Annotated in this window: 14 protein-coding genes; 2 read left to right on the top strand and 12 right to left on the bottom strand. The window is 66.1% G+C overall.

The genetic code is table 11. The features are described 5' to 3' along the window. The first annotated feature begins 6 nt into the window (after window positions 1-6). Entirely contained in the window at window positions 7-1,347 is a 1,341-nt protein-coding gene (gene ggh, locus M1248_RS05030) for a glucosylglycerate hydrolase (protein ID WP_317147737.1), read from the top strand. A 4-nt stretch (window positions 1,348-1,351) separates the two neighbouring features. On the opposite strand, the gene M1248_RS05025 is transcribed toward ggh, so the two are convergent. The 12 genes from M1248_RS05025 to M1248_RS04970 all read right to left on the bottom strand — a co-directional run bounded on the left by M1248_RS05025 (window position 1,352) and on the right by M1248_RS04970 (window position 13,663). Then, a complete protein-coding gene (locus tag M1248_RS05025; RefSeq protein ID WP_163732543.1) occupies window positions 1,352-1,798 on the bottom strand; it encodes a MarR family winged helix-turn-helix transcriptional regulator in 447 nt (148 codons plus the stop codon). A 58-nt stretch (window positions 1,799-1,856) separates the two neighbouring features. Continuing rightward, window positions 1,857-2,597, bottom strand: coding sequence for an amino acid ABC transporter ATP-binding protein (locus M1248_RS05020; protein WP_317147736.1), 741 nt, complete (start codon window positions 2,595-2,597; stop codon window positions 1,857-1,859). Next, window positions 2,597-4,369, bottom strand: a complete 1,773-nt coding sequence (locus M1248_RS05015; protein ID WP_317147735.1) for an ABC transporter substrate-binding protein/permease — start codon at window positions 4,367-4,369, stop codon at window positions 2,597-2,599. The genes M1248_RS05020 and M1248_RS05015 overlap by 1 nt, the downstream gene beginning before the upstream one ends. Window positions 4,370-4,417: 48 nt before the next feature. After that, a complete protein-coding gene (locus M1248_RS05010) occupies window positions 4,418-5,095 on the bottom strand; it encodes a GntR family transcriptional regulator (protein WP_317147734.1) in 678 nt (225 codons plus the stop codon). 59 nt (window positions 5,096-5,154) lie between these two features. Next, the gene (locus tag M1248_RS05005; protein ID WP_163732530.1) at window positions 5,155-5,958 is read right to left on the bottom strand and encodes an LLM class F420-dependent oxidoreductase; all 804 of its coding nucleotides are present in this window, start codon (window positions 5,956-5,958) and stop codon (window positions 5,155-5,157) included. Window positions 5,959-5,978: 20 nt separating this feature from the next. Then, complete coding sequence (locus M1248_RS05000; protein WP_317147733.1) at window positions 5,979-8,051, bottom strand: PhoX family phosphatase; 2,073 nt, start codon at window positions 8,049-8,051, stop codon at window positions 5,979-5,981. A 187-nt stretch (window positions 8,052-8,238) separates the two neighbouring features. Further along, complete coding sequence (locus M1248_RS04995; RefSeq protein ID WP_163732524.1) at window positions 8,239-9,147, bottom strand: alpha/beta fold hydrolase; 909 nt, start codon at window positions 9,145-9,147, stop codon at window positions 8,239-8,241. An 81-nt stretch (window positions 9,148-9,228) separates the two neighbouring features. Then, complete coding sequence (locus M1248_RS04990; RefSeq protein ID WP_317147732.1) at window positions 9,229-10,305, bottom strand: inositol-3-phosphate synthase; 1,077 nt, start codon at window positions 10,303-10,305, stop codon at window positions 9,229-9,231. 44 nt (window positions 10,306-10,349) lie between these two features. After that, window positions 10,350-10,895, bottom strand: coding sequence for a PadR family transcriptional regulator (locus tag M1248_RS04985; RefSeq protein ID WP_163688827.1), 546 nt, complete (start codon window positions 10,893-10,895; stop codon window positions 10,350-10,352). Between the two features lie 115 nt (window positions 10,896-11,010). After that, the gene (locus tag M1248_RS04980; protein ID WP_163732517.1) at window positions 11,011-11,871 is read right to left on the bottom strand and encodes a DUF1707 domain-containing protein; all 861 of its coding nucleotides are present in this window, start codon (window positions 11,869-11,871) and stop codon (window positions 11,011-11,013) included. A gap of 17 nt (window positions 11,872-11,888) precedes the next feature. After that, window positions 11,889-12,725 carry a DUF1707 domain-containing protein gene (locus tag M1248_RS04975; RefSeq protein ID WP_317147855.1) on the bottom strand — a complete coding sequence of 279 codons (837 nt, stop codon included), beginning with the start codon at window positions 12,723-12,725 and terminating at the stop codon, window positions 11,889-11,891. Continuing rightward, window positions 12,620-13,663 (bottom strand): DUF1707 domain-containing protein, encoded by a 1,044-nt coding sequence (locus M1248_RS04970; protein WP_317147731.1) that lies wholly within the window; start codon window positions 13,661-13,663, stop codon window positions 12,620-12,622. Before M1248_RS04970 ends, M1248_RS04975 begins: the two co-directional genes overlap by 106 nt. Window positions 13,664-13,868: 205 nt before the next feature. On the opposite strand from M1248_RS04970, the gene M1248_RS04965 reads away from it, so the two are divergent. Beyond that, window positions 13,869-14,303, top strand: coding sequence for a DUF5318 domain-containing protein (locus M1248_RS04965; RefSeq protein WP_041301577.1), 435 nt, complete (start codon window positions 13,869-13,871; stop codon window positions 14,301-14,303). Window positions 14,304-14,313: the final 10 nt, after the last annotated feature.

Genomic DNA, 14,313 nt, shown 5'->3' with positions numbered 1-14,313 from the left:
GACACGATGGCCCACGATTCCGGCTTCGCGCCGACGCAACTGGCGGCCCGCGCCGCGTATCTTTTGCGTGGCAACGACCTGGGCACCATGACCACGGCGGCGCCGCTGCTGTATCCGCATATGTGGAGCTGGGACGCCGCTTTCGTGGCGATCGGGCTGGCTCCGCTGAGTGTCGAACGCGCCGTCGTCGAGCTCGACACCCTGCTGTCGGCGCAGTGGGCCAACGGCATGATCCCGCACATCGTCTTCGCCAACGGCGTGGACGGATACTTCCCAGGACCGGCGAGGTGGGCCACGTCAGCGCTTGCCGCCAACGCCCCACGTAACCGCCACACATCGGGCATCACGCAGCCGCCGGTGCACGCGATCGCGGTCCAGCGCATCCTTGACCACGCCCGCAGTCGTGGCCGGTCGACCCGCGCCGTCGCCGAGGCGTTTCTCGACCGCCGGTGGGACGACCTGGTCCGGTGGCACCGCTGGCTTGCCGAGGCCCGCGACCCCAGAGCGCGCGGCCGGGTCACGATGTACCACGGCTGGGAGTCCGGCATGGACAACTCGCCGCGGTGGGACAGCGCCTACGCCAATGTCGTCCCCGGCCGGCTGCCTGAATATCAGCGTGCGGACAACGCGATCGTCACTGACGCCAGCCAGCGGCCGTCGGACATCGAGTACGACCGCTATCTGTGGCTGCTCGAGGAGATGAAGTCGGCTCGTTACGACGACGAGCTGCTACCCAAGGTGATGAGCTTCGCCGTCGAGGACGTGTTCGTATCGGCGATCCTCGCCGTGGCGTGCGATGTGCTGGCCGAGATCGGCGAGGACTACAAGCGGCCACGCTCCGACGTGCGGGACCTGTACGCCTGGGCCGAACGGTTCCGCAGGGGCGTCGTCGAAACCGCCGACGAACGTAACGGCGCGGCAAGGGATTACGACGTGCGGGCCGAGAAGTGGATAGCCACCGAGACGGTCGCGCAGTTCGCGCCGCTGCTGTGTGGCGGGCTGCCGCACGACAAGGAGCGTGCCTTGCTGCGGCTGTTGGAAGGGCCGCGCTTCTGCGGGCATCCGGACCTGAAGTTCGCGCTGATTCCGACGACGTCGCCGGTGTCGCGCGACTTCCGCCCCCGCGAGTACTGGCGTGGGCCGGTCTGGCCGGTGACGACGTGGCTGTTCTCGTGGTGCTTCGCGCGTCGCGGCTGGGCCGAACGGTCGCTGATCCTTCGGCGCGAAGGGCTGCGGCAGGTCAGCGACGGCACCTTCGCCGAGTACTACGAACCGTTCACCGGAGAACCGTTGGGCAGCATGCAGCAGTCATGGACCGCCGCGGCGGTGCTGGACTGGTTGGGCTGAGGGGTTATTCGGCGATGCGCTCGAGCGGGACCAGCGCCTTGGTCAGCGTCTCGAGGTCTTCGGGTCCGAGCTTTTCGAGCAGCTTGGCCAGGAAGGCCCGCCGATTGGCCAGCGCTTCCTGATGCTGGGCCAGGCCCTCGGGGGTGATGTCGACCAGGACCGCCCGTAGGTCGGAGGGGTCGCGGGAGCGCTTCACCAGCCCGAGTTTCTCCAGCCGGCGGATCGCGACCGTCGTCGTGGGTGTGCGCACCCGTTCGTGCGCGGCGAGCTCGGTCATCCTGATCGGTCCCTGCTCCAGCAGGGTCAGCAGAATCGACAACTGGGCAAGAGTCAGATCGCCGGTGGCGGCATCCCGACTGGGATCGCTCCGGCGGAGCACGGAGAACACGCGGGAGAGGACGCGCTGCAGCTCTCCGGCCAGCTCAGCGACCTGCGGTTCGGTCTCCACCATAATTTCGGCAGTCTAACCTGTCTGAGGCTGCCAAGTTGTGTGACGAGCACGTAAAAGCTCAGAGAACTTGCGAAAGGAAGCGTTGGAGCCGGTCCGTCTCGGCGGCCCCGAACACTTGGTCGGGTGAGCCGGACTCGACGACCTTCCCGTGGTCCATGAACACCACGGAGTCCGACGCCGATTGGGCGAACCCCATCTCGTGGGTGACGACGATCATCGTCATGCCATCGGCGCCGAGCTCGGCGATGAGCGCCAGGACGCCCTTCACCAACTCGGGGTCCAGCGCGGAGGTGGCTTCGTCGAAGAACATCACCTGCGGCGCCATCGCCAGCGCCCGCGCGATCGCCACCCGCTGTTGCTGCCCGCCGGACAGGGTCGACGGGCGCACCCCGGCCTTGTGCCTCAGTCCGACGCGGTCCAGTTGGGCCAACCCGAGTTCGCGCGCCTGCTCGGCGTCGAGCCGCTTGAGCTTGCGCGGCGCCAGCGTCACGTTGTCCAGCACGCTGCGGTGCGGAAAGAGGTTGAACTGCTGGAAGACCATTCCGATGCGCTGCCGCAACTGGTCCGGATTGTCGGCCAGTACCGACCGGCCGTCGAGCAGGATGTCGCCGCGATCGGGCTCGTACAACCGGTTCAGCGTCCGCAACAATGTCGACTTGCCCGACCCCGATGGCCCGATGACCGCTGTGGTGGCGCCCGCGGGGACGTCGATGTCCACACCGCGCAGCACCGCGTTGGGACCGAACGACAGGTGAATATCGTTGGCGCTCAACGATACCGGCTCAGCGGGGCTGGTCATCAGATCATCTCCTGACTTCGCGACAGCTCCAGCGGGTCGTCTTCCGCGGTGGGTTTGTTGCCGCGCCGCAATCGGCCGTCGATGTAGTTGACCAAATGTGTCAGCGGGACCGTGAGCAGCAGGTAGAAGATTCCGGCGGCGACCAGTGGCGACAGGTTGCCGGTCTGCGCGTTGAGGTCTCGGCCGACCTGGAACAGCTCGCGCTGGGTGGCGATCAGCCCGAGGAAGTACACCAGCGACGACGCCTTCAGCAGCGAGATGAACTGGTTCATCAAGGCGGGCAGCACCCTGCGGATGCCCTGCGGGATCACCACCAGGCGCATCGACGACGGATACGAGAAGCCCAGCGCGCGTGATGCTTCCATCTGCCCGGACTCGACGCTCTGGATGCCTGACCGGAAGATCTCCCCGACGTACGCGGCGGCCATCAGCCCAAGGGCGGCGATGCCCAGCGGATACGGGTTGTTTCCGGTGAGCCCGCCGACCACCGGGCCGAGCCCGAGTCCGATCAGCAGGATGATCACCACTTCGGGCAGTCCGCGGAAGATGTCGGTGTACACCCGCGCCGGCCAACGGAGCCAGCGATGCCGGGAGATGCCCGCCACCGCCAGTGCCATGCCGAGCGTCAAACCGATCACGGCCGCGCTGATCGTCAGAATCAGGGTGTTGGGCAGGCCGGTCTTGAACAGATCGGGAATGGCCTGTTTGTACAACTCCCAGTTGCCGAACGCCGCAGCCAGTTGGGACAGGGTCGACTTGGGCTCGGACGCAGTCGTAGGCGCCTCCTGGTTCTCGGCGGCGATCGCGGTGAAGTCGGGCAGCTGCGGTGCGGGCGCAGCCTTGGAGCCCGGTTTCCATCCGGGCGGCAGCGCGCGCGGCACCCAATCGGTGTAGAGCCGCGACCAGGTGCCGTCGGCGATGATCGCGTCGAGCCCGGAATTCAGCGCGTTGATGAGCGGCGGGTTGTCGTTCGCGACCGCCCACGCGACGAAATTGTCCAAGCTGAAGGTGTTTTCGATGATCTCGGCGGGATCGCCCGGTTGCACCGTGCCCGACGCTTGCTGTGACGGCGCCACCCAGGCGTCGATCTGCCGGGTTTTGAGGCTGGCGTAGACGGTGTTGTAGTCCGGGAATTTGACGGGATCCAGGCCGAGCGTGTCGATGACGTACGCCTCCTGGACGGTGCCTTGCACGACGCCGATGCGCTGTCCGGCGGCGAGCTTGTCGAATCCGGTGATCGGCGATCCGGTCGGCACGACGAGCGAGAAGTAGCCGAAGTCGTAGCCGTTGGTAAAACCGACTGTGCGGCGGCGCGCGTCGGTGGTGGTGATGGACGACGACCCGACGTCGAAGCGTCGCGACGCCACCTGTGCCAGCAGGCCGGAGAACTCGGTGCCGACGAAATTGATTCTCAGACCCAGCTTTTCGGCGATGGCCCGCAGTAGCTCGTTGTCGAAGCCAGTGAACTGACCCGCCGAGTCGATGCAGATGCTCGGCGGTGCGTCCGACAATGTGCCGACGGTGAGCGTGCCCGGCACGCTCAGTCCGAGCGATGTGACGTCGATGGAGTCCAGCGGCTGCACTGTCGCGGTGGTGTACCGGTCCTCGTCGGGTCCGGTGGCGGCGGCCGCGAGGTTGGTCGGTAGCGCGCTGGCGCTGGTGATGCCGGGCGGCGCGCACTGGTCGATCTGGGCCGCCGCGGGGGCGGCCATCCCGATGCTGCCGACCAGCAGTGCGATGAGCGCCACGGCGAGTGTCCTACAGAAGCTCATCCCTGCAAGGTATCGACCTCCGGCCCGGACGCACCGCCTTCAGCTCGATCAGAACTCAACGTGCGCCACGCCCTGGGGCGGCAGCACACCGCGGCGCACCAGTTCGGTGAGCATGATCTGCGCCATGAGCGCGGCTCGCCCGTTGTTGGCGGCGCGCGCGGCCGGGCCGTCGCCGGCGCGTACGGCGTCGTAGTCCGCCTCCAGAAACCGCAGCAGATCCCGGTGATTGTCTTGGTAAGCCGGCCAGAATGCCCGCGGCAGGAACGACTGCGACCCCCGGATGACGGCGAGTAGCCGTGGGCCCGAGTACTCCTCGTTGATCAGGACGCGGAATTGAAACGCCGCGTCCTGGAAGGCGCGCGAGTCGATGTTGGCGCGCATCGTGTCCAGCAAGGTACTGAGCTGGTGGAGGTGCGCCGGGTTGCGGGCTTCGGCGGCGCGTGCCGACGCGATACCGCTGAGCATCCCATAGATTTCGTGGTGCTCGCGGACGACGGATTCGTCGAACGTCTCCACGTAAGCGCCGCGGTGATATTGCGTCGATAGGATGCCGTCGTGCTCGAGTTGTACGACGGCTTCCTGAATGGGCACCCGTGAAACACCGAGTTCGTGCGCAATCTCGTTGCGGTCCACTCGATCTCCGGACCGGAGTTTGCCGGTCAGAATCAGGTTGACCACGTGCGCCACCACGAGGTCCTTCTCTTTGAATCCATACTTCTTGGGCATGGCGGTACAAGCCTCTCACGGCATATACCCGACCCGGAGCAGTTACGCAGCTTCAGTAATTAGCCGGTGCGACTCGCGCGCCAGCGACACAAAGCCTCCGCCCGCGTCAGATCGTAGTCGGGGCCGTTGACGCCGACGGTCAGCAGGGTCACTCCGAGCCCCGCCAATGCGTCGGCCTCCTTGAGCAGCGCGTCCTCGTCGTCGCCCGCGACACCCGCTGACCTCTCGATTTCAGCGGGATCGCGCCCGACCTCGGCGCAATGGCCGTCGAGCACCTCGGCCTTGCGTGGGTACTCGGCGCTGTCGGCGAAGCTGTGCCAGATGTCGCCGTACTGGGCGACCAGGCGCAATGTCTTCTTTTCACCACCGCCACCGATGAGGATCGGAATGTCGCGCGTCGGTGCCGGATTGAGTTTGGCAAGCCGGGATGTGATCCGCGGCAGCGCGCCCGCGAGGTCGTCGAGGCGGCTGCCCGCGGTACCGAATTCATAGCCGTATTCGTCGTAGTCCTTCTGCTTCCAGCCGGAACCGATACCCAGAATCAGCCGGCCGTCGCTGATGTTGTCGACGGTGCGCGCCATATCGGCGAGCAACTCGGGATTGCGGTACGAGTTGCAGGTAACCAGCGCACCGATTTCCAGCCGGGTCGTCTGCTCGGCCCATGCGCCGAGCATCGTCCAGCATTCGTAGTGCGCACCATCGGGGTCGCCGTACAGCGGGAAGAAGTGATCCCAGTTGAACGCGACGTCGACACCGATGTCTTCACAGCGGCGCACCGCATCGCGGAGGTGGCTGTACTGCGGTGCATGTTGGGGTTGCAGTTGAACGCCGACACGGACTTGTCTCTGGGAAGGGAAGCTCACATCTCCAACCGTACGTTCGCCTAGACGCCGATGTTCCCGTCGGTCCGCCATACCGCGACCACCGACGGCCGTGCCGTCCCGTTGCCGCCTTCGGGCCAGCGTGACACCGGGTCGTCGATGCTGTTGTCGTCGTACTCGCCGGGATGCTGCACACACACCGTCACCAGATCGTCGGTGACGACCGGGCCGCACGCCTCCGCGCCGAGTGGCACGGTGAGGAACTGCTTGGTCTCACCGCGGCCAGGACCTTCAAGCGCGACTGCGAACAGCCCGTCGTTGGAGTCGAGCGCGTTGCCGTCGGTCGATATCCACAGGTTGCCGTGGTTGTCGAACGCCAGGTTGTCCGGGCAGGAGATCGGGCTGACCTTCGTCTTGTCGAACCCGCCGAAGTAGGTGTCCGCCGCGGCGGGGTCGCCGCACACCAGCAGCAGATCCCAGGTGAAGTCGGTGCCCGCGTGGTTGTCGGTGATCTCGAGGACCTGGCCGCTCTTGTTGTCGTTGCGCGGGTTGGCCGCATCGGGTGGGGCCTCCCCGGGGGCGCCGCGCTCGTTGTTGTTGGTCAGCGCGACGTAGACCTTGCCGGTCTTCGGGTTGGCCTCGAAGTCCTCGGGCCGGTCCATCTTGGTGGCGCCCGCTTTGTCGGCGGCCATCCGGGTGAAGACCGCGACCTCCTGCGGCGAGAAGCCGTCGACCAGCGACTCGGCCTGCCCGTCGGGGCCGGAGCGCACCAGCGGCAACCAGGTGCCCGCGCCGCTGAACGACCCCTTCGACGGCAGCTTGCCCGAGCCGTCGATCTCGTTGGCCGGGATGTCACTGGAGAGCTTCGCGACGTAGAGCGTGCCCTCACCGAGCAGCGTCATGTTGTAGGCGATGGCGGCCGGATCGGTACCGGGGCGCATCTTCTTGCTCGAGACGAATTTGTACATGTAGTCGAAGCGTTCGTCGTCGCCGGTGTACGCGACCACGGTGCCGTCGCCGGTGACGTAGATGTTGGCGCCCTCGTGCTTGAGCCGGCCCATCGCCGAGTGCTTCACCGGCGCCGAGGCCGGATCCCACGGGTTGAGCTCGACGATGTAGCCGAAACGGTTGGGCTCGTTGGGCGTGGCCACCAGGTCGAAGCGTTGGTCAAACGTCTCCCAGAGCAGTGTCGACGGTTCGGCGGAGATGCCGTAGCGGTCGAGGCGGTCGGCGTCCACCGGGGCAGGGGCGGGCGATCCCTCGGCGGCGCCGAAATAGTCCTGGAAGTTCTCCTCACCGGAAAGCACTGTGCCCCAGGGGGTTACGCCGCCCGCACAGTTGGCAAAGGTGCCTGCGACGGTGCGCCCGGCCGGGTCGGCGGCGGTCTTGACGAAGTCGGTGCCCGCGGCGGGACCGGTGAGCGTCATCGGGGTGTCGGCGGTGATCCGCCGGTTGTAGCGGCCCATCACGGGCTTGAGGCCCTGTGGCGTGCGCTCGACCTCGACGACACCCATGCCGACGGCGGCGATTTCGACGTCGAACTGTTCACGAGTCGGCTTGTCCTTGTCGTAGCCGGGGAACATGAAGACGGGGTCGACGTACTCGAAGTTGGTCACCAGCAGGAAGCGGTTCTGCTGACCCGGGATCGGCAGCAGACCGGCGAAGTCGTTGTTGAAGCCGAATTGTGCCCGCTGGGCGGCACCGGTCTGCCCTGCCACGTCGAACTTGGGCGCACCGGGCAGCACGGGGTCGCCCCAGCTGATGACGACCGCCTGCTGGTAGCCGTCGGCGATGACGACGGCGTCCTCGCTGTTGGGCGCAACCGAGGTGAACCTCATGCCCGGGGGCGGCTCGGCGGGGGCCGTGGACGACGAGGTCGGTGTGGCGGCCGGCTGTTCGTCGCTTCCACAGGCGGCCAATGCCGAACCGGCACCCACGGCCAGCACCGCGATGCCGCCGGCCCGCAGCATCGAGCGGCGCGACAAGGCTTTGACGATGTCGCCGAAGTACTCATTGTCGCTGGTGTTGGGGACCGGCTTGGAGCATGCGTCGCCGCATTTGTAGACGCAGGTGATGTGCTGACGCTTGGACTTGCCGTTGTGGGTGACGAGCAGATTGAGAGGCACGAGCGCCATGGCTGCGGTTCCTTCTGTTGGGCTGCCCGGCCAGGGCTGCGGCCAGACGCGCGAAAACCTACGACAACAGGTGTAGCAGTCGGCAAGCAACAGATGAACGGAAATCAAACGATCGAGCGCGGCGGTTGTAACGGCACGGCGAGGAATCGCGCGAATTCCCGCCACCCCGTTACATTCGGCGACGCGCCTAGTCGAGCAACCCGCGCAAGATCTCGACGAGGCGCACCGGCTGATCGCTCTGCACCGAGTGTCCGGAGTCCTCGACGATGTGCACGTTCTGGAATCCCGGTGCGATGCGGGCGAATTCGGCGGCATCGTCATCGTTGACGAAGAACGAGTTCGCGCCCCGCACCAACGTCGTCGGCGTGGTGAGTTTGGGGACGTCGTCCCACAACCCCTGAAAACCTGAGTAGCCCTTATCGCCCCGGATCGAGTCGTAGCGCCATGTCCAGGTGCCGTCATCGAGCCGTCTGGCGTTGTGGAAAACACCGCGCCGCAACGACTCCCGGTCCCGATGCGGTGCGGCCGCAACGGTGACCTCGAGCATCGCGTCGAAGCTCGGGAACGACTTCTCGCCCTGAACCAGCGCGACGGTGCCCTTCTGCTCGTCGGTCATCTCGGTGTGCCGCTCGGGCGCCGACGGCGTCACGTCGACGAGAACCAGCTCGCGGACGAGTTCGGGTGCGGTGACCGCCAGTCGCAGTGCCGTGAGCCCACCCAGCGACATTCCGACGACCAGGTCGGCGTCCGACGCGAACGCACGCACGACGGGTTCTATGGCGGTGGCATTCAGCTTGGGCCCGTAGTCGCCGTCCTCGCGCCATGCGGAGCGCCCGTGCCCCGGCAGATCGATCGACAGGGCCGGCTCGCCGAGGCCGATGATCACGGTGTCCCAGGTGTGCGCGTTCTGTCCGCCGCCATGCAGGAACACGACCCGTGGCGCGGCATCGCCGAACTTCAGCGCGCTGATGGCGGCGGTGTCGATGCGCTCGACGGACGGCAGCGAGCCTGTCACACCGGCCTGCTTGGCGTTCTCCTTGAGGAAGGTGAACTCCGAGAGGGAGGCGAGCTCGTCATCAGCGCTGATGTCGGTCATTAGCTGACCCTAACTGACGGCGATTTGTGCACGTTCAGGAGCGCTCACCGCTCCAAAACGCACACAAATCGCCGGGAAGAATCAGCCCTCGATGAAATCTTCGAGCTGGGCGCGAGCAATGTCGTCGGGCAGCTGCTTCGGCGGGCTCTTCATCAGGTACGCCGACGCGGCGACGACGGGTCCGCCGATGCCGCGGTCCTTGGCGATCTTGGCGGCACGCACCGCGTCGATGATGACGCCCGCCGAGTTCGGCGAGTCCCACACCTCGAGCTTGTACTCCAGGTTCAGCGGCACATCACCGAACGCGCGACCCTCCAGCCGCACGTACGCCCACTTGCGGTCGTCGAGCCAGCCGACGTGATCGGACGGGCCGATGTGGACGTCCTTGGTCTTGAACTCGCGCTGCAGATTCGAGGTGACCGCCTGGGTCTTCGAGATCTTCTTCGACTCGAGGCGCTCGCGCTCGAGCATGTTGAGGAAGTCCATGTTGCCGCCGACGTTGAGCTGCATCGTGCGGTCCAGCTGCACGCCGCGGTCCTCGAACAGCTTGGCCATCACGCGGTGGGTGATCGTCGCGCCGACCTGGCTCTTGATGTCGTCGCCGACGATCGGCACGCCCGCGTCCTCGAACTTCTTGGCCCACACCGGGTCGGAGGCGATGAAGACGGGCAGCGCGTTGACGAACGCCACCCCGGCGTCGATGCAGCACTGCGCGTAGAACTTGTCGGCCTCTTCCGAGCCGACGGGCAGGTAGGACACCAGCACGTCGACGGCGTTGTCCTTGAGGATCTTGACGACGTCGGCCGGCTCGGTGTCAGACACCTCGATGGTGTCGGCGTAGTACTTACCGATGCCGTCGAGCGTCGGGCCGCGCTGCACGACCACATTCGTGGGCGGCACGTCGGCGATCTTGATGGTGTTGTTCTCCGACGCGAAGATGGCTTCGGAAAGGTCGAAGCCGACCTTCTTGGCGTCGACGTCGAACGCGGCGACGAACTTCACGTCGCGCACGTGGTACGGGCCGAGCCGCACATGCATCAGGCCGGGAACCGTGGCGTTCTCGTCGGCGTCCCTGTAGTACTGCACGCCCTGTACCAGCGACGACGCGCAGTTTCCCACGCCGACGATCGCGACGCGCACGTCTGATTTAGAAGTCATGACGGCTTCTTCCCTTCTGTCCCTGTCCTACAACCCGGTCGTAATTACGGCTGTTCAGCCCGTTGCTGCGCGGTCCGTTCCGCCGCAATCAGTTCGTTGAGCCATTTCACTTCGCGCTCGCTGGACTCCAACCCGAGCTGGTGAAGCTGCCGGGTGTAGCGGTCGATCGAGCTGCTGGCCCGCGCCACTGCTTCGCGCAGGCCCTCGCGGCGCTCCTCCACTTGACGACGGCGGCCCTCCAGAATCCGCATCCGCGCTTCGGCGGGTGTGCGGTTGAAGAAGGCGAGGTGAACGCCGAATCCGTCGTCGGAGAAGTTCTGGGGGCCGGTGTCGGCAACCAGTTCGGTGAATCGTTGGATGCCTGCTTCGCTGAGCCGGTAGACGCGTCGCGCGCGGCGCATCTTGGGGATGCCTTCCGGGGCGGCGTCCTCCACGATCAGTCCGTCGGCCTGCATGCGCCGCAGCGCGGGGTACAGCGAGCCGTAGGAAAATGCCCGGAACGCGCCGAGCAGACCGGTCAGACGTTTACGCAGCTCGTAGCCGTGCATGGGGGATTCGAGCAGAAGGCCCAGGATGGCGAGCTCCAACATCAGATCGCCCCCTTTGCTTTCCGTTACGGCGGTCCAACACCTCCGCCAATAGTATCGCGCCGATATATTCAGCGCCAACGCAGGGTTACGCCGCGGTGCCTCGTGAACCCGGCGGTCAGGTGACGTCGTCGATGCGTTTGACCGTGCCGTCGCCCGCGAAGGTGACCGAACCGCTGCCGAAGTCACTCGACACGTTTGCGCGCAGCGTCAGTTCGCCGGGGGCCGTCGGATCTTTCGCCGGGTCGATGGTCAGGTAGGTGCTGTCCTTCTTCACGTCGGCGGGGTTCAGGCCGACGGTCTCGGCGGCGCCGCGCAGGATGCCGACCGCTGTTTCGACGTCGAACGCACCCAGGTCCACCAGGACGTCATCTTCGCTCTTGGCCGAGGTGGTCGGATCGTCGAACCCGCCGCGATAGGTGTAGCTCAGCTTGCGGCGCTCATCGCTGGGGTCGGGCCGGTACAGCACCGCGTACTCCGGATAGATCACCATGTCGTATCCCATGGTGTCGCCGAACTGCTGGCGCATCTGCTCGAGCAGCCCGTTGAGACCACCGAGCGACTGGAGCTGCTTGGGCGGCGTCAAAACCTTCCCCGGGATGCCGTCGGACTTGGCACCCGGATCGGAGGTGAAGCTCAGCGGCGAGGTGGTGTTGCCGTAGAGGCCCCAGCCGATGCCGATGCCGAGCGCGACCAGCACGCCGGCCACGGCCAGGCGGATTCCCCACCCTCCGCCGCCCGACGGCATCTTGGACTGCCGCTTGAGGTCGGGTAACTGAACGGGTGCATTGCCGGTCTGCAGGTCGGAGATCAGCGACTGCAGGTCGCCGAGCGTCTCCGACTGCGTCGCCAGGGCGACACGGGTGCGGTGCTCTTCCATCGACAGCTGCCCGTCGGCGAGCGCGCTGTCGAGAATCTGGCAGGTGTCGTTGCGGTCGCTGTCTTTGGCCCGCGTTCCTGCTGTTTGCCGGTTCGCCACGACGACGATCGTAAATGTCAGCCGGGGTACTCGACGCGCTTGGTGTTGCCCGCGCTGTCGAGATAGATGTATCCGTCCGCGCCGGACTTGCTGGACACCTGCACCAGCAATTCCAGCGCGGGGGCGCCATCGGGACCCGGCACCTCATCGATGTCCACGACGATCTCTGAGACATCGGAGGGCTGGACACCGACCATCTCCGGCGCGGCGCGTAGAGCCTCCACCACCGCCTCCACATCGAAGGCGCCGAGGTCGGTGGGGTTGTCTTCGTCGTCCCTCGGTCTGCTGGTGGGATCCCCCCAGCCGTTGTCGAACGTGTACAGCAGTTTTGACTGATCGTCGTTGGGGTCCGGGCGGAAAAGCATGGCGCGGTCGGGAAAAATCGCGAGCTCGATGCCCGTGGTGTCGCCGAACCGCGCGCGCATCTGGTCGAGTAGGCCCGTCATGCCACCCAATGTGTGCAACTGTTTCGGCAGGCTCAGCACCGTCGGCTCCACGCCGTCGGGTGCGGCTCCGGGGTCCGCGGGCTTCTTCGGCGCGGCCGGACCTGCGGGCGCTGGGGGCGCTGCGACGCTCGGCTTCCCGGGATCCGGGTCTGAACTATTGGCGATGACCACGCCGACCACGATGACTATCGCCAGTACCCCGCTCACGGCGGCCGCGACCAGCAGTTGGCCCTTGCCACTCATCCCGAACGTTCGACGCGGGCGCGGCGTCACGGGCGCGCTCGTCGGCTGCAGGTCGGTGATCAGGTCCTGGAGTTCGCCGAGTGTGCCGGCCTTGGTCGCGAGGGCGACCCGATGGCGATGCTCTTCCATGGAGAGTTGCCCCTCGGCGAGTGCGCTGTCGAGGATCTGGCAGGTGTCGTTACGGTCGGTGTCCCTCGCCCGCATCCGTGGTGTATGCCGCGCAGCCACGTCGATGATCGTAGGGGCAAACCTTCAGAGAGGTTGGTCGATCTTTTTGACGTTTCCGGCCCCGTCGAGGTCGATGAATCCGGTGCCGAAGCTCGTGGAGACGTTGATGCGCCCGTCACCGCCTCGGGTGCGGACGGGTCGTCGGCGGGCTCGACGGTGAACCAGGTTCTGATGATGTTCATCGGCTTGAGGTCAAACGTCTGAGGAATGCCACGGATGACCCCTAGGACCGCTGCCGCGTCGAACGCGCTCAAGTCGACGGTGTCGGCGCCGGAACTGGGGTTCGTGTATGGACCCTTCCACGTTCCGGCTTCGTACCGGTACCGCGCCTCGAAGCGTTCGTCGTCGGGATCCAGGCGGATCAGTTCCGCGTAGTCGGTGTACACCGACAGTTCGTAGCCCGTGGTGTCGCCGAACTTCCCGCGCATCTGCTCGAACAAGCCGTTGATCCCGCCGACTGAGTGAAGCAATCGAGGTCCACTGGGCGTCGCGGTGGTCACGGCGTCGGGGTCACCACCCCGGCTGTCGGTCACCGCGGCCGGTGCCTCGCCCCGGTCCGGTGGCTCGTTGTCGAACAACCCCCAGCTGATGACGACGCCCAGCACCAACAGGACAACGGCGGCGACCCCAGCCTGGATCACCCAGCGGGGTGTGCGCGACCGCTGCGGAGGTTTCACCGGAGCGTTCTGCAGTTGAAGATCCGTCAGCAAGCCCTGCAGCTCCCCGAGCGTCGCGGCCTTGGTTGCGGTGGCGATCCGTTGCCGATGCTCTTCCATGGAGAGTTGGCCTTCAGCCAGTGCGGTGTCGAGAATCTGGCAGGTATGACTGCGGTCGCTGTCCTTCGCCCGCATTCCCGGTCTCTGCCGCCTCGCCACGTCTGTAGATCGTAAAGTTCGATCCCGTCGAGGTCAGTGGATAAGCCCAGGCGATCTCAACGCGGACTCACGCTCGAGTGCAAAGTCGCGCCGTCCAGCATTGACCTTTTCTTGAGAATCGAATGTCCAGATCAACCACCCTTGAGATCAGGTCCCCGGCGCCGTCGCGCCTCCGTCGCCGCGCGGTCGACGTACTCTGGTCTCCGTGCGATTGCAGCGACAGGTGGTGGACTACGCCCTTCGGCGACGGTCCCTGCTGGCGGAGGTCTATTCGGGACGCACCGGCGTCTCCGAGGTCTGCGACGCCAATCCCTATCTGCTGCGAGCCGCGAAGTTCCACGGGAAGCCCAGTTCGGTGACGTGCCCGATCTGCCGCAAGGAGCAGCTCACCCTGGTGTCCTGGGTGTTCGGCGACCATCTTGGCGCTGTGTCCGGTTCGGCGCGTACGGCCGAGGAGCTGGTTCTGTTGGCGACCCGTTACGACGAGTTCTCCGTACACGTGGTGGAGGTATGCCGCACCTGCAGCTGGAATCACTTGGTCAAGTCGTACGTACTCGGCGCCATCCCGCCACCGAAGGGGTCGCGCACACCGAGGCGGACCCAGACGGCGCGCAGTCGTGCGCGCACGGCCAGTGAATAGCGAAGGGCGC

The organism is Mycobacterium sp. 29Ha, assembly GCF_032883055.1.
GTDB lineage: Bacteria > Actinomycetota > Actinomycetes > Mycobacteriales > Mycobacteriaceae > Mycobacterium > Mycobacterium gallinarum.
Note: the sequence above shows the minus strand (reverse complement) of the source record. Positions and strands in the feature narration are given on the sequence as shown.

Coding starts and splice junctions, on each gene's coding strand:
- ggh (WP_317147737.1), top strand. CDS start 7: ATGGCCCACGATTCCGGCTTCGCGCCGACGCAACTGGCGGCCCGCGCC.
- M1248_RS05025 (WP_163732543.1), bottom strand. CDS start 1,798: ATGGTGGAGACCGAACCGCAGGTCGCTGAGCTGGCCGGAGAGCTGCAG.
- M1248_RS05020 (WP_317147736.1), bottom strand. CDS start 2,597: ATGACCAGCCCCGCTGAGCCGGTATCGTTGAGCGCCAACGATATTCAC.
- M1248_RS05015 (WP_317147735.1), bottom strand. CDS start 4,369: ATGAGCTTCTGTAGGACACTCGCCGTGGCGCTCATCGCACTGCTGGTC.
- M1248_RS05010 (WP_317147734.1), bottom strand. CDS start 5,095: ATGCCCAAGAAGTATGGATTCAAAGAGAAGGACCTCGTGGTGGCGCAC.
- M1248_RS05000 (WP_317147733.1), bottom strand. CDS start 8,051: ATGGCGCTCGTGCCTCTCAATCTGCTCGTCACCCACAACGGCAAGTCC.
- M1248_RS04995 (WP_163732524.1), bottom strand. CDS start 9,147: ATGACCGACATCAGCGCTGATGACGAGCTCGCCTCCCTCTCGGAGTTC.
- M1248_RS04990 (WP_317147732.1), bottom strand. CDS start 10,305: ATGACTTCTAAATCAGACGTGCGCGTCGCGATCGTCGGCGTGGGAAAC.
- M1248_RS04985 (WP_163688827.1), bottom strand. CDS start 10,895: ATGTTGGAGCTCGCCATCCTGGGCCTTCTGCTCGAATCCCCCATGCAC.